Origin of the sequence: Sphingomonas sp. 66-10 (genome assembly GCF_001897045.1) — a bacterium.
Classification (GTDB): domain Bacteria; phylum Pseudomonadota; class Alphaproteobacteria; order Sphingomonadales; family Sphingomonadaceae; genus Sphingomonas; species Sphingomonas lycopersici.
On the sequence record NZ_MKRR01000169.1, the window covers coordinates 11,664 to 30,805 of the forward strand.

The 19,142-nt window shown below is 59.6% G+C and carries 14 protein-coding genes; 10 read left to right on the forward strand and 4 right to left on the reverse strand.

Annotated features, from left to right (window positions below):
• From BGN95_RS26775 to BGN95_RS26785, 3 genes are all read left to right on the forward strand, one after another.
• Positions 1–666 (forward strand): ATPase, T2SS/T4P/T4SS family (locus tag BGN95_RS26775; protein WP_286774592.1); only part of this gene is annotated, 666 nt, incomplete at its 5' end.
• A 97-nt stretch (positions 667–763) separates the two neighbouring features.
• Positions 764–1,300: a hypothetical protein gene (locus BGN95_RS26780; RefSeq protein WP_286774593.1), complete on the forward strand. Its 537-nt coding sequence runs from the start codon at positions 764–766 to the stop codon at positions 1,298–1,300.
• Between the two features lie 99 nt (positions 1,301–1,399).
• Entirely contained in the window at positions 1,400–2,023 is a 624-nt protein-coding gene (locus tag BGN95_RS26785; protein WP_286774594.1) for a hypothetical protein, read from the forward strand.
• On the opposite strand, the gene BGN95_RS26790 is transcribed toward BGN95_RS26785, so the two are convergent.
• On the reverse strand, positions 1,990–2,238 hold the full coding sequence (locus tag BGN95_RS26790; RefSeq protein WP_286774595.1) for a hypothetical protein: 249 nt from the start codon (positions 2,236–2,238) through the stop codon (positions 1,990–1,992). The two genes, BGN95_RS26785 and BGN95_RS26790, sit on opposite strands and share 34 nt — an antisense overlap.
• Before the next feature lie 1,122 nt (positions 2,239–3,360).
• Here BGN95_RS26790 and BGN95_RS26800 point away from each other — a divergent pair.
• The 4 genes from BGN95_RS26800 to BGN95_RS26810 all read left to right on the forward strand — a co-directional run bounded on the left by BGN95_RS26800 (position 3,361) and on the right by BGN95_RS26810 (position 11,064).
• A complete protein-coding gene (locus BGN95_RS26800) occupies positions 3,361–3,576 on the forward strand; it encodes a hypothetical protein (protein ID WP_286774597.1) in 216 nt (71 codons plus the stop codon).
• A gap of 156 nt (positions 3,577–3,732) precedes the next feature.
• A complete protein-coding gene (locus tag BGN95_RS26805) occupies positions 3,733–7,935 on the forward strand; it encodes an RHS repeat domain-containing protein (protein WP_286774598.1) in 4,203 nt (1,400 codons plus the stop codon).
• 93 nt (positions 7,936–8,028) lie between these two features.
• Positions 8,029–8,352 (forward strand): SH3 domain-containing protein, encoded by a 324-nt coding sequence (locus BGN95_RS27200; RefSeq protein WP_353744756.1) that lies wholly within the window; start codon positions 8,029–8,031, stop codon positions 8,350–8,352.
• A gap of 477 nt (positions 8,353–8,829) precedes the next feature.
• Positions 8,830–11,064: a hypothetical protein gene (locus BGN95_RS26810; RefSeq protein WP_286774599.1), complete on the forward strand. Its 2,235-nt coding sequence runs from the start codon at positions 8,830–8,832 to the stop codon at positions 11,062–11,064.
• Positions 11,065–12,190: 1,126 nt separating this feature from the next.
• Here the strand turns inward: BGN95_RS26810 and BGN95_RS26815 are convergent.
• The 3 genes from BGN95_RS26815 to BGN95_RS26825 all read right to left on the reverse strand — a co-directional run bounded on the left by BGN95_RS26815 (position 12,191) and on the right by BGN95_RS26825 (position 14,891).
• Positions 12,191–13,099: an MBL fold metallo-hydrolase gene (locus BGN95_RS26815; RefSeq protein ID WP_286774600.1), complete on the reverse strand. Its 909-nt coding sequence runs from the start codon at positions 13,097–13,099 to the stop codon at positions 12,191–12,193.
• Between the two features lie 84 nt (positions 13,100–13,183).
• Positions 13,184–13,912: an alpha/beta hydrolase gene (locus BGN95_RS26820; RefSeq protein WP_286774601.1), complete on the reverse strand. Its 729-nt coding sequence runs from the start codon at positions 13,910–13,912 to the stop codon at positions 13,184–13,186.
• Positions 13,913–14,054: 142 nt separating this feature from the next.
• Complete coding sequence (locus tag BGN95_RS26825) at positions 14,055–14,891, reverse strand: type 1 glutamine amidotransferase domain-containing protein (RefSeq protein WP_286774602.1); 837 nt, start codon at positions 14,889–14,891, stop codon at positions 14,055–14,057.
• 304 nt (positions 14,892–15,195) lie between these two features.
• Between BGN95_RS26825 and BGN95_RS26830 the strand changes: the two genes are divergently transcribed.
• The 3 genes from BGN95_RS26830 to BGN95_RS26840 form a co-directional block, all read left to right on the forward strand.
• Positions 15,196–15,480 (forward strand): putative quinol monooxygenase, encoded by a 285-nt coding sequence (locus BGN95_RS26830; RefSeq protein ID WP_286774603.1) that lies wholly within the window; start codon positions 15,196–15,198, stop codon positions 15,478–15,480.
• Positions 15,481–15,545: 65 nt separating this feature from the next.
• Positions 15,546–16,364, forward strand: coding sequence for an alpha/beta fold hydrolase (locus tag BGN95_RS26835; protein ID WP_286774604.1), 819 nt, complete (start codon positions 15,546–15,548; stop codon positions 16,362–16,364).
• Positions 16,365–16,559: 195 nt separating this feature from the next.
• On the forward strand, positions 16,560–19,142 hold a 2,583-nt coding region (locus BGN95_RS26840), incomplete at its 3' end, for a two-component regulator propeller domain-containing protein (protein ID WP_286774605.1).

Below are 19,142 nucleotides of genomic sequence, written 5' to 3' on the forward strand. Positions count from 1 at the left end.
CGCAGGCATGTGTCGGCCGATCTGACGCTCGACGATTATGCAGCCTCGGGGGCGCTCGACGAGGTACGAATAGATGGCAGCCGCGATCAGCCGGTACTCGAGGAAATGCGGCGCCTTGTAGGCGAACGCGATCTGGTCGGGGCGCTGCGCGCCGCGGTGCGTGGGCGGCAGAATATCCTGATCTCTGGCGGCACCTCAACTGGCAAGACGACGTTCCTCAATGCTCTGGTCAACGAAATCCCGCGGGAGGAGCGGCTGATCCTGATCGAGGATACGCCGGAGGTCCGGCTCCGGCACGACAACGCGGTCGGGCTGCTCGCCGCGCGCAGCGCGCTCGGCGAGGCGTTGGTCAGTGCCAATGACCTGGTGTCTGCCTCACTTCGCATGCGTCCCGACCGGATCATCCTCGGTGAATTACGCGGGCCAGAGGCGTTTGCGTTCCTCCGCGCGGTCAATACCGGGCATCCGGGGTCGATGACCACGATCCATGCCGACAGCGTTGCGGGGGCGGTCGAGCAGCTGGTGCTGCTGGTGCTTGAGGGCGGGTCAACGCTGCGGCGTACTGATATCGTCGATTATATCCACGCCTCGATCGGGGTGATGGTCCAGCTTGAGCGCTCGGCCAAAGGGCGGCGTGTGGCCGAAATCCAGATTATTGGTAAATAGCCGTTTGCTTCGATTTGGTTGAAAATCAACGATTAGGCCGTTGTGAAGTGATTGCTGCTGTGCTGCATTACGGCTCCTGACGCGCAGGGGGATTCTGATGCAGTTGAGGGCGGCGCTGGCTGTTGCGGCAGCTGGAATCATGGTCGCGGGGCCGTCGGCGCCGCTGGCCGCAGAGGTGACGACCTACACCTATGACGCCAAGGGCCGGATAACCACGGCGTGCAATGCGAAACCCGCGACGGGCGATTTGTCCAGATATAGGCATGACCCCGCGGACAATCGGACTTCCTACTCGCACATCAGGACCGAGCTGACGATACCAGCGGAAACCAGCATCTATTCTCCGAACGGCAAGTTCATGTTTCGCATGCAAAGCGACAGCAATCTTGTCGTCTACGGTAATTTTGGTGCGGGGTGGACGCCGCTGTGGGCGAGCAACACGGTCGGGACTGGTGCGACCTTTGCCGCGTTTCAGAGCGACGGGAACCTCGTCCTTTACGGTCCCAGTGGCGCGGTATGGGCTTCCGGCACCCAATATCATTGCGCGACCTTGACGATGCAGAATGACGGCAATGTCGTGATCCAGGATCTGCTCAGCAACGTGCTCTGGAGCACCGGAACCGGCGGGCATTAAAGGACTTCGCTTCTGCGAGGAAAATTAATTGCCTGCGGTGCGCCCGTGCGAAGGAATATCCCATAGTTCGATGAAATATTTACTGGGAAAGGCGGGTTTATGTTTAGAGTGAGCCGTGCCACTCAGGCAACGCTCTTATTGCTGGCGGTCGCTGCTGGCGCGGCAAAAGGGCAGTTGTCCACCGATACCTATCAATACGACGCTCGAGGCAGGCTTGCGATTGTGCAGACAGGGGGTGGAGTTAAGACCACCTATTCTCACGATCCCGCGGACAATCGAAGCAATGTTAAGGTGCTGCGTCAGGGCGAAACCACTGCCACACAGGAGAAATGGGAGGCCGAGTCGCTCCCGCACGCCACCGGATTTGCCCAATATGCCGGCTGGGGAGCAAGCGTCGGGAGCCCGGTCACCGCGATGACCTACGGGCCGTATACCAATAGCGTCCCATCTGGCGCACATACGGCGGTTTGGCGAATGCTGATCGACAACAATGCCAGCCTGAGTGCCGACGCTGTGGTGGTCCTGGATGTCAACGACTCCGAGGCCAACCAGGTTATCGCTAGCCGAGTGCTTACGGCGCAATCCTTCGCTGCGTCGATGGCCTATCAGGTGTTCGAGCTGCCGTTCTTCGTGGACCTCTCCCGGGTTGGGCATCATCTCGAATTTAGAACCTGGTATCAGAACAAGGCTTACATCAACGTGGATTGGATTTCTCGGATATAATAAATGAATGGATTGACGAATATCTTTTTAAGATTGCGAGGAGTGAGTCGCGCTGGAGCGGTATCGATTTGAGACTTAAGCTTCGTCAGCGCAGCCGGCGTGTTGGCGATCTCGCCATGCTCCCGCCCCCCCGCTCGCTCGCCGCCCTCCGCTACCGCAACCGCGATCACGCTCTTGTGGACGTCCAAGCCGACATACTTCACCATCTCGCCCATCGCTCGCCACCATGCAGGAGATCGCGCCAGAACGGCCCAGTGCGATCCTAGCTCTGCATATTACGAGGCAGGTCCCCAGCCTCAGGCAAACATGTGGCCTAGCTTGTCCCATGCACGTACAACGTTGCGATGAGAGCAGAATCGGCGTAGAGATAAAATGTTGAGCCTGACGCTTGAATCCACGGTGCGTCTTGGCAACCGCCGCCCGCGCCGCTTGCCGCAAATACCGCTTGTGGGGCGCCAACCTTGACGACGACGTTGCTCGGCGCGCCGCTGGTTATGGCCCAGCAGATCGTGAGCGTGCAAAGTCCATTCGCCCCAAGGGTGCAACTGTTACTAGGCGAAGAACTCGACAAGGCTCCAAACGGCGCACCGCTTAGGGTTACGCGCGTCCGGTTGTCTGCTGTGTCATAAGTGTAATTTGCTACGACGTTGTTGTTAATCGTGCCTGTGTGCTGGATGCTCACGATCCGGCCCTTGGCGTCGTAGGTGTACTTTACCGTCTCGTTCGCCCTCGCGATGCTGGTCGCGGTTGCCGCGGCAAAAAGCGCGCTACTCGTCAATATAGCCCGTGCGACCGAACGAGTCATCTTTGCCTCTCATGCTTGATCGAATTGCCCGGTAAGCGCGCGATTCAATGTTTACAAGGCCGCTTATCCATTCTCAAGAGGATTCGCCCCCCGCTAAACTTAGTGTCGTTGGCAATTGGCATGGTGAATCGCACGGGTTCGCTGGAGTCTCCAATTTCTGAGAGGGCGGAGCCGATGTGCGCAAGACCACGGACAAGTTTGCGCCGGGAGTCCGCGAGAATACCGTGTTATCGGTGCTGATCGGAAGAGCATGCGCGCCGGAGCGATGATGCCGGGCTTCGCCTCGGTCGAAGCTGCGGGAACTGGCTCGGCAGCGCCATCGGCTCGGTCACCGCGGCTACATATACCTCTGCGGCGCGAGGGCTCCGTTCGGCGGATGGCTGAGGTTTGAATCTTATGTGGATAAGAAATTTCTCCGCCCGGCGGCGTCGAATTCTCTTCACTTTGGGTGAAATCGTCACATTAAGCCATTGTGAAATGGACGTTGCCGTGCTGAACTGGCTTCGCAACGACTCACCGGGGGAGAGTTATGGTGCGGCTGAAATTGGCGACTATCGCGGTTACGGCAGGCTCGCTCGCTGGAGCAACGGCGGTGCTGGCGACCGAGACTATCACCTACACTTATGATGCCAAAGGGCGCGTGACCAAGGTCGTGCATTCCGGCACGGTGAACAATGGGGTGACGGTCGACTACGCCCACGACAGGGCGGATAACCGAACGCGGGTAAAGGTCTCTGGCGCGCCATAAGAGCGCCTCTTTACCGAGAAAGCTCGGTAAGCATTGAGCATCACATCAGTTGAATGAGTTGACGATCGCGCGACGGTGATCGCCATTGTTTTGGCGTGCCCAAAGGGGGTTGCCCGCGGAAATTTCAACCAGATTGTTCTATGGGGAAAGATAAATATGACCCAGGGTAACCGCGTGCGTCCCGGAGTCGGAAAGAGCAGAATCCGGCAGTTGATGATCGCCGGTATTAGCTCGCTCGCGCTAGCTGCCGGAGCGGTCCAGGCCCAGGAGACTGCGCTCGGCCAGGGAATCTCTCCCTACACGCCGGTCGATCCAAATGGTGTCGTTCTCTCAACGGGGGTCCTCGTTGTGGCCGGTCCCGCGATCTCGATCGGGAATCAACAGAGCGGGATGAAATACTCGCTGTTCCACAATGATCGAAATTGGTCAGATAGCTACGAAGGAAGGGTAACCGACCAATTCGGTTATGTAACAATATCATACGATAATCGTCTTGCTCAATTCAAATCGGTTGCTGGAGGCTATGAGGACGTAAGCGGAGCCGGAGAAACTCTTTCAAGAAACTCTTCGTATTTTTACGTATACACGAAATCAGATGGTACTCAGATAATTTTCGACTACTCAACTGGAGATGATGCGGCAGGCCTTCCGCTCAATCGCGTCGTTTCGTTGACGCGGCCGGATGGGGAGAAGCTGACGTTTCAATACAGAACAGAAACCGTCTGCGCAGATCCAACAGAAAGTCCTTGTCCCTCTTATCAATCTTCCCGAAGATTGGTTTCGGTTACAAGTAACCTTGGATACCAAGCGCATATCGAATATAAACTCGATAACCCGACGGATCTCGTGCAGCTAACTACGGCCTGGCAGGCGATCAGAAAAGTCACTATTTTCAACCAAAAATTTGCGACCTGCGCACCCGCGGCAGATACTTGCTCTCTGGCTGGATCGTGGCCAACGCTCGCGATTAACGAACAAGAGGTAGGAAACACCGTAAAATATAACGTCACGGACGCCGCGGGCGGCGTGACGACGTTTCAATCGGACTTATCAAGGCGCCCAACAAGCATCATTCTGCCAGGGAAATCAACGCCAGACATCGCGATTGAGTATGATGCTCTCAACCGGGTGTCGGCGTACACGGCATTTGGGATTCGAACAACCTACGCATATGCCGATGCTAGTGGCGTGCGAACCGTCACCACCTCAATTTCTGGCAAGGGAAATAAAATATATAAAATCGATCTGGCCGCGGACAGGTTGAAGTCATTTCAGGACGAGAACGGAGACACTGTGTCGTATGATTATGACACGCGGGGACGATTGGTTAATACATATTACCCTGAGGGCAATATCTATAGATTGTCGTATGACGGTCGTGGAAATATATATGAAGAGCGGTCCATATCTAAAACTGCCGGATCGCCGGCGGACATAGTTAAAACGTCGAGCTATTCTGCTACGTGCGCCAACCTTGTGACTTGCAATAGGCCGATCAGCACCACGGATGCGAACGGGAAAGTCACAGACTACGGCTATGATCCCGTTCACGGCGGCATCACGTCGATAACGGCGCCCGCAGATGTAGGTGGTGTGCGCCCGCAGACCCGCTTTACTTACTCCGCTCTGTCAAGCTTTGTCAGCGGACAGAGCATCTATCGGCTGACCTCGACGTCGAGTTGTCGTGCAGGAGCCACATGCTCCGGAACTGCCAATGAGAGTAAGGCGTCGTTCACCTACGATACTGGCGGGCTGCTGCCCCTTACCAGGACCGCGGCTTCGGGCGATGGGGCAATCTCCGCAACGACGGCGTCAAGCTATGATGGCGTCGGCAACGTCACCGGCGTCGATGGGCCTCTTCCTGGTACGGCGGACACGACCGTGATCGCCTATGACGTCCTTCGGCGCGTTGTTAGTCAAACCTCACCCGATCCGGATGGAGCGGGGCCGCTGAAGAAGCGGCGTGCGACCTATCATTATCTTGCTTCGGGAGAAATTGACAGCAAGGGTATCGGTACGGTCGACGGCGCCGGAGTTTACTCGCAGGCGCAGACGCTGGCCACGACCTTTGACGGGAACCACCGCAAGATCAAGGACGTCCTGTCCGGCGGCGCGACGACCTATTCGGTGGTGCAATATGGTTATGACTCGTTCGGGCGACTGCAATGTGTTGCGCAGCGCATGGACGCCGCGCAATGGGCGGGCCAGACCGATGCGTGCGTTCCGCAGACGACAGCCTCGCTGGGCGCAGATCGAATAATAAAATACTCCTACGATGTCGGAGATCGGCCTACTGGTTTAACCATGGCCTACGGTACCGCGGACGTCGCCAACGACCAAACCTTGACTTATTCAGCCAATGGCAAACGCGCAACCGTAACGGATGCCAAGGGGAATGTGACGAGCTTCGCCTATGATGGATTTGATCGGTTGTCGCGGACCTGTTTCCAGGTCGCGAGTAGCGCCGCGTGCGCGGGGGCGCCTGCGGACTACGAACAATTCGCGTACGATCCGAATGGGAACGTGACGAGCCGTCGGCTCCGTGATGGGAGTTCAATCGGATTCGCCTACGACAGTTTAAATCGAGTGATCGCGAAGACGTTGCCATCGCCCGATTTCAGCGTGAACTACGCGCACGACCTGCAGGGTCACACAACCCAGATTTCTCGACCAGGTGACGGAATTACGATTAACTTTGGTTATGACGCTTTGGGACGGATGACGAGCGACGGCCAGTCATTCGGAGGAATGAGCTATCAATATGACGTCGCTGGCCGGCGCACGCGAGAAACCTGGAGCGATGGTTTCTACGTCACTTATGACTACGATGTTACAGGCAAAATAACCGCCATCCGAGAGAATGGATCGGCGCTGCTGGCGAGTTACGGCTATGATGACCTTGGACGCCGAACGAATCTGACTCGAGGCAACGGGGTGGTGACCTCTTATGGCTATGACGGAGTGTCGCGACTCTCGACATTGACCAACGATCTTGCTGGAACCGCGCAGGACCTGACGCTCGGCTTTGCGTATAATCCTGCAAGTCAAATCGTCAGCCGGAGCTCCTCGAACGACGGATATGCCTACACCGGCGCCTACAACGTTGACCGCTCTTACGTCGTGAATGGGCTCAACCAACTGACCAACGCAGGCGGGGTAACTCTGGGCTATGACGGCCGTGGTAATCTGACAAGTTCGGGAAGCACTACCTTCGCATACAATAGCGAGAATCGGTTGAAAGCGAGTGGAGGAGCGGCGCTATACTATGATGACCTGAACCGGTTGTTTGAATATGATACAGCTACGTCAACGCGGATGATCTATTCCGGCGGTGAGATCTCGACGGAGGTCTCCAACCCTAGTGGCTCTATTTTGCGTCGCTATGTGCGTGGTGCTGGGGACGACCAACCGATCGTCTGGTATGAGGGATCAGGAACGGCCGACCGGCGGTATCTTATTGCCGACGAGCGAGGCTCAATCATCGCGGTCACCGACGGATCGGGTGCGGCCACCGCTATCAACCGCTATGACGAGTACGGCATACCGCAAAGCGGTAACGTCGGGCGGTTTCAGTACACCGGCCAGGCTTGGCTTCCGGAAATTGGTCTCGCTTACTATAAAGCCCGTATGTACTCGCCCACTCTTGGTAGATTCATGCAAACGGATCCGATCGGTTACGGGGACGGAATCAACTGGTACAATTATGTGGGTAACGACCCGGTAAATCGGAATGATCCCAGCGGTTTGAAGGATCCGCACAATAATAACGTTAATCAAGATGGAGGTAGCAGCGGTGATAATTTGCCACCTCTTAATCCTCCGGCGCCGGAAGTCGACGTAACATATATTCGACACAATACATCTTTGCCTGCGATAAATATATCGTTCAACTTTGGTGCGGGTGACGAGTTCGGGGGACAGGGTGGCTCTGGGCAAAACTCTTCCGAGCAAAAGGATATGATTCGTTGCACAGGACGGGCCTACGTGATGCAAGGAAATAGTCGGCTGATCGGAAAAGAAGGATTTCCAAATACACGGGTCACAAATGGTAGCGCGGCTATCATTCCTCGTCAGTTTACGGGGCAGCTGACCGCAGGTCCAATGATGCGCGCAATCGGACGAGGCGCAACAGGTACACTTACTGCTTCAGACGGTCGAACTCAGACATTTAGCACGTTTACCGACTCTGTGGCGGAGGCGCAGCTTGGAACGACTCTACAAGCTCAGAATACTATCATGGCGCGTGACCCGGGTGCCGTCGTTTTCGAAGTTGTCGGCGGAACGCACTATGGAGCGGGTGCGAAATTTGATATAACCATACCCAATATCAATGGATGTCCCGTGGGATCTCCGAATTAGTTTTTCGTTATCGGGATACGAAATAAGGATGACGAGATGTTTAAAACTGGCTTGTATGTTGCAACAGCGCTTGCCGGAATCGGGTCGGGTGGGATGGCAACGCTAGCGCTGTCCCACGTGTCGAGCGTTGGTAAGGAAGCTGGATCGAACACGTTCGTCTGTAATTACGCTACGACGGTGGTTCGCGCTGGTGCGGGGGCGCCGGTTTATAGACGGCCTGCGGCCGAATCCAAGATCGTCGCTAGATTACCGGGGGACGCCCCAGTCTACATCTGTGATGAAGATGAGCATTGGTATCAGGTTTATTTTAATCGGGCGTGCGCTGCGCGAGTTATTAGCGGCCTGGTAAATGAATTCGCTCACCGGTGCTCTAGAGGATGGATGAGAAAGTCTCAAGTTGAGGTTAGGTCTGGTTGATGTCGGTAAAGTGTTGGCCTGGATACAATTAGGCTGCTCGGGCGGCATATCGCTCCGATCGAGCTTACGCGCTCGGGAATAAGCAATGTTAGGCACGTCCCTCTGCGCCGCTTTACCCACCCAACGGAGACTTCGGACCAGATCCCCCCCAGCATAGCGACGACGAGTAGTCACTGCCGGTATAGGTCAAGCCTTATCAGATCGTAGCCATGGCGAATACCGGATTCGGCCAAATCCTGTCCCCGCAACCATGCCACCGGCCAGTTCTCTCCGGCTTCCGGTCGTCCCGGGACGCCACCCTGCAGGCCACTGTCCGTTCGCCGTTTCTAACTACGGCCCATTGAGCGGTTCAGTTAAATCCATGGAAACGCTATAAAAGTTGGCGTCGCAAGAGAGTATGTGAGATCAATCGAACCCCTGACGTGCACGGATGCGCGTTGAGATTTGGGGGGGAGATCGACGGCGATGATACGTACCATGGCTATTGCGATTACGGTGATCGCATCGGCTCCGGCCTTTGCACAATCGGGGTCCATTCAGACAACCGTGCCGGACGGCAAGACGGCCTTTCTGACGGTGACAACAAGCGGCTCGTCAAATTGCTTTCAGGCATCCGGCAACAGTTGGTCATCGGCAGATATCGGAAAATATTTTGTCGCTCGAGGGCTTGGGATTTCTGCAACGGAATGGACCTTCACCTCAAAGATTGCGAGCGTCCCAGATTCCGCGCATATTTGCACCGTCGATACGCCGACGCTCGCCAAGAGCGGGGCAAATGTCCTCTCATTCTGGGGTACAGATCAGACCGCCAATCTGCAAACCGCCTTCACGAATGGCGCTACCAGTGGGCGCGGAGCTGCCGTCACCGGCGGCATCTATCTCGTTTCGACGCCCCTCTCTTGCATGCCGCCGCCTCTTCCATGGAACAACACGACCGGATCTCCGCCACTCTGCCAATTCAGTCCGGGCGCCTACCTGCTCTATGTCGGCAGCAATCCGGCCAATGGCGCGTTCGTCACGTTTGGGTCGGTCGCGCCGGACTATAGCGGCTATTTGCGCGAAGCTGTCGTCCAGGGCGGCACCATCGACTGCAACTTCATCTGCGGCTACGCGGAGTTTTTTCCCCACTTCAAACATTTGAAGCGCAGCTTTCAGAAAACCAAAAACGCCCTGTGGGCGGGCGTTCGCTACAACGATAGCGTGAATGCGCCCTCAGCTTCTGGGGGGATCGTCGATTTCGCGAACGACTATGAGTGGGATACCATCCAGCTCAATATTACAAACATATCTAGCGCTGCCCAACCAGTCATAACCACTCAACAGCCTCACGGACTCACTGGCGCGAGGTTCGTGTCGATCGTCGGTGCGAACAACGTCCCATCTGGTATTCCGTTAACGTTTTGGGCCGAGAGCCTCAGTCCGACGACGCTCCTTATTCACGGGATAAACGGATCTGCTTGGGCGCCCTTTGCCGGCAGTGCGCTGCTCTCGCTGGCGCTGCCGGGATACCGCAAGCCCGTCACATTCTATACCGCGACCCCGACCATTCCGCCCGTCGTCAATACCGATGGGCTCTATAGCACCGGCGGAGTGGGAGGTCACATACAGAACAACGACCTGATCGACGTCTACAACGTTTCATCGACCGGTACGGGCTACGACGGAACGTATACCGCGAAGAACCTAACCGGAGCCGGTGCAGACGGGAATTGGCAATTGAGCCTCTTTGACGGTGCCAATCCCGTCGACGGTCGCTCCATCACCGTGACGGGGGCTGGCTGGCTTGTGAAGAAATATGGCCTGGTTCCTTGCAGCGCGGGGCAATGCCCCCTCAATGCGGGCGTTTATATGGACGGAGCGACGGACGCTGAGTTTCAGAACAACACGATCAACGGAACGGTCGTCGCATTTTTCGCTAACCCGACGGCGGGCGGTTACGACGGAAAATATATGGGGAACCATGTCTGGAATTACCCGCAGGCGGGCCCGATGCTATATTCTCATAGCATAGCCGGCGATAACTCGCTTATCGGGGAGCAGGTCGATTGCCCAGCTTGGTTCGGTCCGAAGTTCACGGCGAGAAACAACACGATCATGGGTTCCGAGATGAACTGCTCGGGATTCAATTCCAACCCCGATGCCATGACGACCTACCTGCGGTTGGACAAGAACGCCAGCGCGTCGATCTGGGGCGGACGGATCAAAGGTCAGAGCAGCCCGACGGCTCGCCCCCAGTTCGAGGTGTCCGACGCGAGTGTCGCGGGATCACCTGCGCAGAATGCGGGCCATCCAAACTACAAGCGTTTTGGGCTTGAGGCCGACAATACGATCTACACCGTCTCCGATAGCTATCGCTGGAGCTTGACCGGCGCGACGAGTGCAGCCCAGCCGCAAGGTTCGACGCGTTATCTTGGTCCCACCGGGGCGCAGCCGTCTGCGGTGAATGCGACGTATCTCGCTGCTTATCCAGGGCGGGCGATCAAAATGACCATCCAGGTTGACGCGACGCCCTCGGCGGGACAGTCGTTTACATTCATCGCCAATAACGGCGCGACCACGCTTGGTAGCTGCTCGGTGTCGACCGGAGCTTATAGCTGTGAGGCGGAGCTTCACGGCTATATCGGCGTCGGCAACAATCTCTATATTCAGTCGATCTTCACCGCGACCAGTGGTCCAGCAAATGTGCGCTATGCTCTAACATTTGATGGCTAACTCCCGCCAATTTCATGACTCTGAACCGCGCCAGGTATGCCGAACGGGTCAGATCGTGAGTCACGCTGCCGGCAGATTCAACCAGTGTCGGCAATGGAAGGCTGCATCAGATGACTACCGATAGTGGATGCTGGCGTTGGACTGTGGCGAAGTTGAATCTTCGCATTACGCTCGGCAAACGCCATTCCATCCCACGCAATCTCGATGGACAGCTGGCACTTGTGATGGTATGGAAATTGAGTCGGAAGAGAATACCGGTGTTAAATCAATACCTTGCCGCGATAACTGGGTGCCCGTAGGGGTCACCATCGATTTTTGAAGGCCAAGGGGTCATTGTGCCCTTTTTGTATCCACCCTCCATCTGTCCGCAGGTCCATAAGCACCTGATTCAGGGCCTTTTTTTGTTTTTCGGAGGTTTGCCTTCTTCGGTATCATCGCGTCTCCACGCTCAGGGGAGCGTTCTCCGTTTTGGCAGCATTTGCTGGCTCCCGGCGAAAATCGCACACCCAGCCCAGCTCCGAATGTCCAGCAGTCATCTGAGATAAAAGCGGTTTTCCCGTCGACTTGGTTCGAGTCCCGTAGGGCGTTTGATCCGGTCCGCATCCCGCGCTTCAGCCGAAAGCAACCGGCTCGCCCATCGAACTCGCCGGAAGCACCTGCCCCTTCCGCTACAGCGTCCATGCTACGTGACCTTGCCGGGACTCGCTCATCTCTGATTAAGGACAAGGTCACCTTCATCGCCTCTTGCTCGATCGACGTCCTCAAATGCTGAGTCGCGACTACGCTTCGTCTCGGAAACGGTGTGCAGAATTCTCCCATCCCTCCCAATAGGGAGGGCAATGAAGCGCCGTTTCGGCCTAAATTAGTAAAAATGGGCAGAAACAGAGCAAAGCGGCATTATAGTGCCGCTTCCCCCGATTTTGACTTTCTGGTGATATCCGAGAGCTACGCACAGCCAATGGCCGGAACTGGGCCGACTGCGGACTGGTGGCTTTTAGGGTGGGCACGGCGATAGCCGCCATTCGGATGACCGTGACTAAAGCTGTGCAGTCGCCGGTAGAGGGAGGCGATTACCGTCGGCGTGTAAAACGCAGTCAATATGCGCGGACGATGGCAAAAGCCCTCTTCAGATCGCCAGCGTTTCACCATCCGCGGGAATGAGCAGGCGCTGTTGGTATCCATCCCGTTTCGAGAAGGCACGCAGGTCGGCTCGGCTGAGGATGCAGTGGTTGACGGCTTCCATATGGCTGGCGATCAGCGTGGCGTTCGGCGCGGCACGATGCACGGCGAGGACGTCGGCGGGGCCCATGATGATCGGATCGAGTCCGATCACCGTCGCCATGCCGGCGTTCAGCACGATCACGTCCGGGGCGTAGCGGGCAATGGCGCGCTCGACCTCAACGTTCCAGATAGTGTCGCCGGCGACATAAAGGGTGTTGTGGACGGGATGGCTCATGACGAAGCCGCTGACGGGGCCGAGGATCTGCGGCAGTGCCTTCAGCGCCGCGTCGGTGCCATGCTGCCCGCCGGTACGGTTCAGGCGCACGCCCTGAAACTCGGTGTTTTCGGTCAGCAACCGCACGTCCGAGAAACCGGCCGATCGGAGCTGGGCGGCGTCCGCGGTATTCTGGGCGAAGATCGGCCGCGACTTGTTCAGCTTGGCCTTCGCCGCCTCGTCCCAGTGGTCGGGATGGAGGTGCGTCACGATGACGGCATCCACGTCGATGATCGAGGCGAGCGGCATGGGCAGCGGCACCAGCGGGTTGCGTCGCTGGCTGTTCGCCGTTCCCTCGAAGCCGGGATAGGCGTCCTTGTCTCCCAGCAACGGGTCGACAAGGAAGCGAACTCCGCCATAGTCGATGCGCAAGGTCGCATTGCGCACCTGGGTCAGGCTCGCGCTTCGTGTGGAACGCTCGGCAGCGGCACTGGCCGACCCGCTCGTGGCGAGTAGCGCCGAGGCAAGCAGCGCACCACCGCCCAGGGTGATTGCCTGGCGCCGTGTCAATGAGTTCGGCGTGTGCAAAGCATCGACCATCTGACATCCTCGCTCGACCGCTAATCCGATCGTCTCCCAGCGTTTCCGGGCGGTCTGCGCGCGCCGCCGCCCGGAACGTTGCGGCTACTTGGCGTCGGCCGCCGCGGCCTCGATGAAGGCAGCGACTTCCTTGGGGTGGGAAAACATCACCGCGTGGCTGCTGTGGATCTCGGTCAGCTTGGCCTTGGCGCGGGTCGCCATGAAGCGCTGGGTGGTCGGCGGCACCATGTGGTCCTGCGTCGTCAGCATCCAATGGACCGGTTTGTCCCTCCACGCCGCCGTGGTGAGCTTGGTCTGCACCGCGGCGAGGCCCCAGGGAACCTGCGCCACCGCCATGAAGCGGGTGATCGAGATATCGACATCCTGGGCAAAGGCGGTCGGGAACTTGGCAGGATCGACGAGGATGAACCCGTCGGTCGGCGGCAGCAGCGGCGGACCGGGCTCGCCCGGCGCCGGTCGGGTGGCGAGCTCGAACACCGATTCCCCGACATCGGGCGCGAGTGCCGAGATATAGGCGAGGCTCTTTACCTTGGGATCGGCGCCGGCTTCGGTGATGACCGCGCCGCCATAGCTGTGGCCGACCAGCAGGACCGGCTTGGTCGCCTTGGCGATCACCTGGCGCGTCGCTTCGACATCGCCCTCGAGCGTGACGGTCGGGTTCTGCACGGCCAGCACCTCATAGCCGTCCTTGGTCAGGATGTCGTAGACCGACTTCCAGCCCGAGGCATCGACGAAGGCACCGTGCACCAGGACGATCGAGACGGACTTGTCGGGCGCGCGGGGCTCGGCGGTGGCGGAAGCGGTGGTAGCCATGGCGAGAAGCACTCCTGCAATAAGATGTTTCATTGGCGTCACTCCAGGTTGAACGGGTCGCACGCTTCCAGCCGGAGTGCCGGGGAGATACCCGGGCAGGGAGCGCGCGCGTCACCGGGTCGGGATCGAGTCCGGTCCGCCGTCAGGCGTGGCCGAGCTTGCGATCCAGGGCGGCGATAAGGGCTTTGGCGATCGGATGATCCGAGCGCGGATTCTGGCCGGTGATCAGCTCGCGGTCTTCGACGACATAGGGCTCGAAGTCGGGCCCGGTATCGATGATGGCACCCGCCAGACCGAGCGCGTACGGCATGTCGAAATAGAGCTTGGCGTGGAGGATTTTGTCCTCGATCACTTTCTCTTCGCTCTTCTGGAAGACCGTCATCCGGTAGCCGGTATATTGCCAGTCCTTGGCCCATTCCTTCGCCTTGTCCTCATCGCCGGCGATCAGCGCGGCGCGGAATTCGCGTGCATAGGGCATGGCGGCGGTCGACGAGATCGGTCCGTGGCACAGCATCGCGGTCGGCTTCCGATGCTCGTGGAAGTGGCGCAGGATCTCGCCGACCTCCTGGTCCTGCATCAGGTCGACGATCGGTGCCTGGCCGCCGGGGATGAAGACCCCGTCATAGCTGTCCAGGCCCTCGTCGAGGATCGAGCGCAGGGTACGTCCCTGCATCGAAGGGTCGGTAGCGTAGAAGACCTTGGCATGCTCATAGGCGTGCACGTCACCATCGAAATGCGCAGGCGCGTCCGAGGCCTTGTCGATCGTCGGCGGCGCGCCATTCGGCGTGGCGAGCACGACCTCATAGCCGGCGTCGATCACCGCCATCACCGGCACGACCGTTTCGTTGAGATACTGGCCGGTGGCGCCCCAATAGCCGCCTTTGGTCTCGATGCGCGTTGCATTCGAACCAATGACCACGACTTTTCCCTTGCTCATGAGGTCCTCCGTTGCGGCGATCTGCGGAAGCAGCAGCCGCACGTCTGATACGCTCGCGTCTCGGGTCTCGGTCGTGAATCGCGGTTAGTTTGGGTTAAGCGAAAACGTGGCGCCGGAAGCCGGTCCGGCCGGCCATGCCGAGATCGATCGCCCCGCGATCGGACCTGGTCCGAATTTGACCCTCGCTTGCTTCCCCGGCCCCGCCGACCGGCGATAGCCTCGGCGTCGAGCCAAGCCTGACCGAGTTTTACCGCGTTTAACCCCGCCGGCGCGGCGTGCTGGTCTAGACAGGATTCCGCCGAGAAGGTGCTTCGCAACGAGGACCGGTTGTAGCGCGAGAACCGAGATGACCAGCAATGTGAAGACCGTGGGCATCTTGACGGCGCATCCGGGCAAGGAAGCCCAATTGCGCAGTCTGGTCGAAGGGTTGATCGGCCCCAGCCGGTCGGAACCGGGCAATCTACGCTACGACCTCTGGACCGATCCGTCCCAGCCCGGCCTCTTCGTGATCGACGAACTCTATGTCGATGCAGCGCATCAGGCGTCTCCGCATTTTCAGCATTATCGCGCGAATGTCAGCGCGCTGGCCGACCGCCGGGCCTTGAGCCTTCAGGCGGTTGCCGTCGTCTGAGGCGGAGGGCGGAGGGCGGAGATTCGAGACGATCGGCAGCGAAACCAATCGGAAGGACCTGAACCGTGCCTACGATCACAACCGCAGACGGCGTCAACATCTACTACAAGGATTGGGGATCGGGTCAGCCGATCGTGTTCAGCCATGGCTGGCCGCTGTCGGCGGACGATTGGGACGCCCAGATGATGTTCTTCCTGCAGCACGGCTATCGGGTGATCGCCCACGACCGGCGCTGCCATGGCCGGTCCGACCAGCCTAGCACCGGCAATGACATGGACCATTGGGTCGCCGACCTCGCGGCCCTGACCGACCATCTCGACCTGCACGACGCGATCCATATCGGGCACTCGACCGGTGGCGGTGAGGTCGCTCGCTATGTCGCTCGTCACCAGGGGCGTGTCGCCAAGGCGGTACTGGTCGCCTCGCTGACGCCGAACATGTACCGGAGCGAGGAAAATCCGTCCGGTCAGCCGCCGGAGTGGTTCGAAACAATCAAGGCCGGCATGCTGGCCAATCGCGCCGAGTTCTTCCGGTTCGTTCCCGAGAACCCGTTCTACGGCTATAACCTCGATGGGGCGAAGCCTTCGGAGGCAGTCATCGCGAACTGGTGGCGCCAGGGCATGGCCGGTGGTGCCCTCGCACACTATGCGACCGTCGCCTCCTGGCTCGACGACTATTCCGAAGACCTCAAGACAATCACCGTGCCGGTGCTGGTGATGCATGGCGAGGCCGACCAGGTCGTCCCGTTCGCAAGCTCGGTGCCGCGTGCGGTCGACCTGCTCAAGAACGGGTCGCTGAAGACCTATCCCGGCTACCCCCATGGCATGCTGACCACGCATGCCGATGTCCTCAACCCCGACCTGCTCGCGTTCATCGGGTCTTGACGGAACCCTTCCCCCATCATCGACCATGGTCGAGATTTTGGGGATCAAATTCAGGAGGGTTCGAGTTTTTGCGTTGCGACCCAGTAACGAACGCAGAGCTCAAACCCTCCTCGAACATTCATATGCATTTGATGCGATCCAAGCCGCCCTCCACCCCAGCGTGACACTGCGTCCGCTTTGGGTGAAATATGGGGCATGCCATCCGCTGCGAAATACCTCCTGCTGGCGATGCTTGCGCCCGCCCTTGCAAGCCTGAGCGCCGCGTGCGCCGCGGATGCGCAGCGCGGCCTGCAACAATTGCGGCATACCGCCTGGACTTCGAGAGACGGAGCTCCGCCGGAGATCTGGGCTCTCGCCCAATCGCACGACGGTTACCTCTGGCTGGGCACGGGAGGCGGACTTTACCGGTTCGACGGAGCGAGCTTCGAGAAGTTCCGACCGGTCAAGGGCGAGAACCTCCCCTCGCTCAACGTCAATTCGCTGCTTGCCACCCGCTCCGGCGACCTTTGGATCGGTTTTGCATCGGGCGCCGTGGCGAGACTCCGCGCGGGCCATTTGACCACGTTCGACCTGGGCCTCCCGCCGGTCCCTGTGCTGGAGCTGTCCGAAGACCGCGCAGGCGGGATCTGGGCGGCGCTGGGCGAGGATGACAGAGGGGGAATCGCGCGCTTTCGTCAGGGCAGATGGGAGATTTTCGGTCGATCTCGCGGCGTAGCTCCAGGCGCGGCAACCAGCGTCCTCGGAGCGGCCGACGGATCGGTCTGGGTAGCGGCCGGCGGCGAACTCCAGGTGCTGCGTCCGGGCGCCGATCGCTTTTCACGCGTCGCCGCCTCGGCTTCGGACAGACCGAAGCTGAAACAGTCGCCGGATGGAGCGATATGGCTCACCACCGGTGCCCGCCCCGGTCTCCAGCGCATCGCGGCATCGCCTGGCCGCGCCGCACCGACATGGATTGCGCCGCCGATGACCGCCAATCCTCGAGCGGAGAGCATCTTGTTCGATCGACACGGCAGCCTTTGGGGAACCTATGGCAGCGGCGGCGTCTTTCGTCTCGGCGGAGTCGGCTTCGGCGATAGCGCGCTCGTCGCCGAGGGCGCGAGAGAGAAGTTCGGCGTGGAGCGCGGCCTCACATCCAACCTCGCCAACCCAATCCTGGAGGACCGCGAAGGCAATGTCTGGGTGGGGACGAACCTCGGTCTCGACCAGTTTCGCGAGACGAGCGTGGTGGTGGCGGCCGGGCTGCCGACGGATTCGCGGAATGGTTTCCGGATCGCGCGGGGTCCTTTCGGCTCGATGTATGTGACTTCGAGGGACGCCCTTTTCAGAGCGGACCCGGAGCATGTCGCCCGGAGGCTGACCCGGCTTCCGCGGCGGCCATTGATATTGCACAGCGATGCGCTGTCGCGGACCTGGATCGGCACGGACCGAACCTTGGGCATTCTGTCGGGCTCGACGGTTCGCGACGTACCATTGCCGTGGCCTAGGAGCAGGCCGTTTGCTCTCCTTGAGGAAGCCGCGGGCCGAATCTGCGTCTCGTCCGTGGAAGGCGCCTTTTGCCGGAAGGGGAGTGGATGGACACCTGAGCCACGCCTTGCGACACCAGGCATTCTGCCGACGCAGATGCTCCGCGATGCGGCCGGGCGCGTATGGATCGCGGAAGGCCGCCGCATCGAGATGGTCGATGGAAACACCCGTCGAATATTCTCCGCGCGCGACGATCTTGCGCTGGGGACCGTCGTGGTCATCGCCGTCCGAGGACGACATGTTTATGCGGGCGGCGATTTCGGGTTGGCACGATTTGTCGGTCGGCGCTTCGCCACCCTGGGGTCGGACGTCCATCCGTTCTTGAGCAGGACAGCGGGAATCGTCGAGACCTCCGAAGGCGACCTGTGGCTCAACACCGTGGCCGGCGTGGTCAAGATCGGAAGCGCCGACCTCGACGATGCGTTCGCGCATACCGGCCGCCCGGTGAAGGCACGGCTGTTCGATCGCGACGACGGGATGCCCGGCGTGGCCCAGCAGGATTCCCAGTCGCAAACGGCGATGGAGGCTTCCGACGGGCGTCTCTGGTTCGTGACGAGGCTCGGCGTTGCCTGGATCGACCCCAAGCGGCTTTCCTTCAATTCGCTCCCGCCGCCAGTAATCATCAAGTCCTTGGTTTCCGGCGGCCACATCCATGCGGCCGCAACGCCCATCCAGCTGCCAGGAGGCACGTCCAATCTCCAGATAGACTATACCGCGCCGAGCCTTTCCGTGCCTTCACGGGTGCGGTTCCGTTACCAGCTGGAAGGCGTCGACGATGGTTGGGTCGACCCGGGCCTGCGCCGCGAGGCCTTCTACAATGGGCTCAAGCCGGGCAGCTACCGGTTCCGCCTCATGGCGGCGAACGATGATGGCGTATGGAACCGACGGGGCGCGACGCTGGAGTTCGAAATCCCGCCGACGTTCTTCCAGAGCTGGCCGTTCTACCTGCTTTGCGCGGCGCTGGCGCTGGCGCTGCTGTGGCTCGGCTATTCGCTGCGGTTGCGCGCCGTCGCCGAGCGCATCCGGGCGGGGATGAGCGAGCGGCTGGACGAGCGCGAGCGCATCGCGCGCGAGCTGCACGATACCCTGTTGCAGAGCGTACAAGGGCTGATCATGCGCTTCAGCAACATCGCGCAGGACATAACCGCGATTCAGCCGGCACACCGCGATATGCTGGACGCGCTGGACAGCGCGGACGCGGTGGTGGTGGAAGGGCGCGACCGCGTTCACGAGCTGCGCCGATGGAGCGGAGCA

What these genes read in the sequence shown, in the direction of transcription:
- BGN95_RS27200 (WP_353744756.1), top strand. Translation starts at nt 8,029, where the DNA reads ATGGCAACGCTAGCGCTGTCCCACGTGTCGAGCGTTGGTAAGGAAGCT.
- BGN95_RS26785 (WP_286774594.1), top strand. Translation starts at nt 1,400, where the DNA reads ATGTTTAGAGTGAGCCGTGCCACTCAGGCAACGCTCTTATTGCTGGCG.
- BGN95_RS26790 (WP_286774595.1), bottom strand. Translation starts at nt 2,238, where the DNA reads ATGGGCGAGATGGTGAAGTATGTCGGCTTGGACGTCCACAAGAGCGTG.
- BGN95_RS26805 (WP_286774598.1), top strand. Translation starts at nt 3,733, where the DNA reads ATGACCCAGGGTAACCGCGTGCGTCCCGGAGTCGGAAAGAGCAGAATC.
- BGN95_RS26820 (WP_286774601.1), bottom strand. Translation starts at nt 13,912, where the DNA reads ATGGCTACCACCGCTTCCGCCACCGCCGAGCCCCGCGCGCCCGACAAG.
- BGN95_RS26830 (WP_286774603.1), top strand. Translation starts at nt 15,196, where the DNA reads ATGACCAGCAATGTGAAGACCGTGGGCATCTTGACGGCGCATCCGGGC.
- BGN95_RS26780 (WP_286774593.1), top strand. Translation starts at nt 764, where the DNA reads ATGCAGTTGAGGGCGGCGCTGGCTGTTGCGGCAGCTGGAATCATGGTC.
- BGN95_RS26815 (WP_286774600.1), bottom strand. Translation starts at nt 13,099, where the DNA reads ATGGTCGATGCTTTGCACACGCCGAACTCATTGACACGGCGCCAGGCA.
- BGN95_RS26810 (WP_286774599.1), top strand. Translation starts at nt 8,830, where the DNA reads ATGGCTATTGCGATTACGGTGATCGCATCGGCTCCGGCCTTTGCACAA.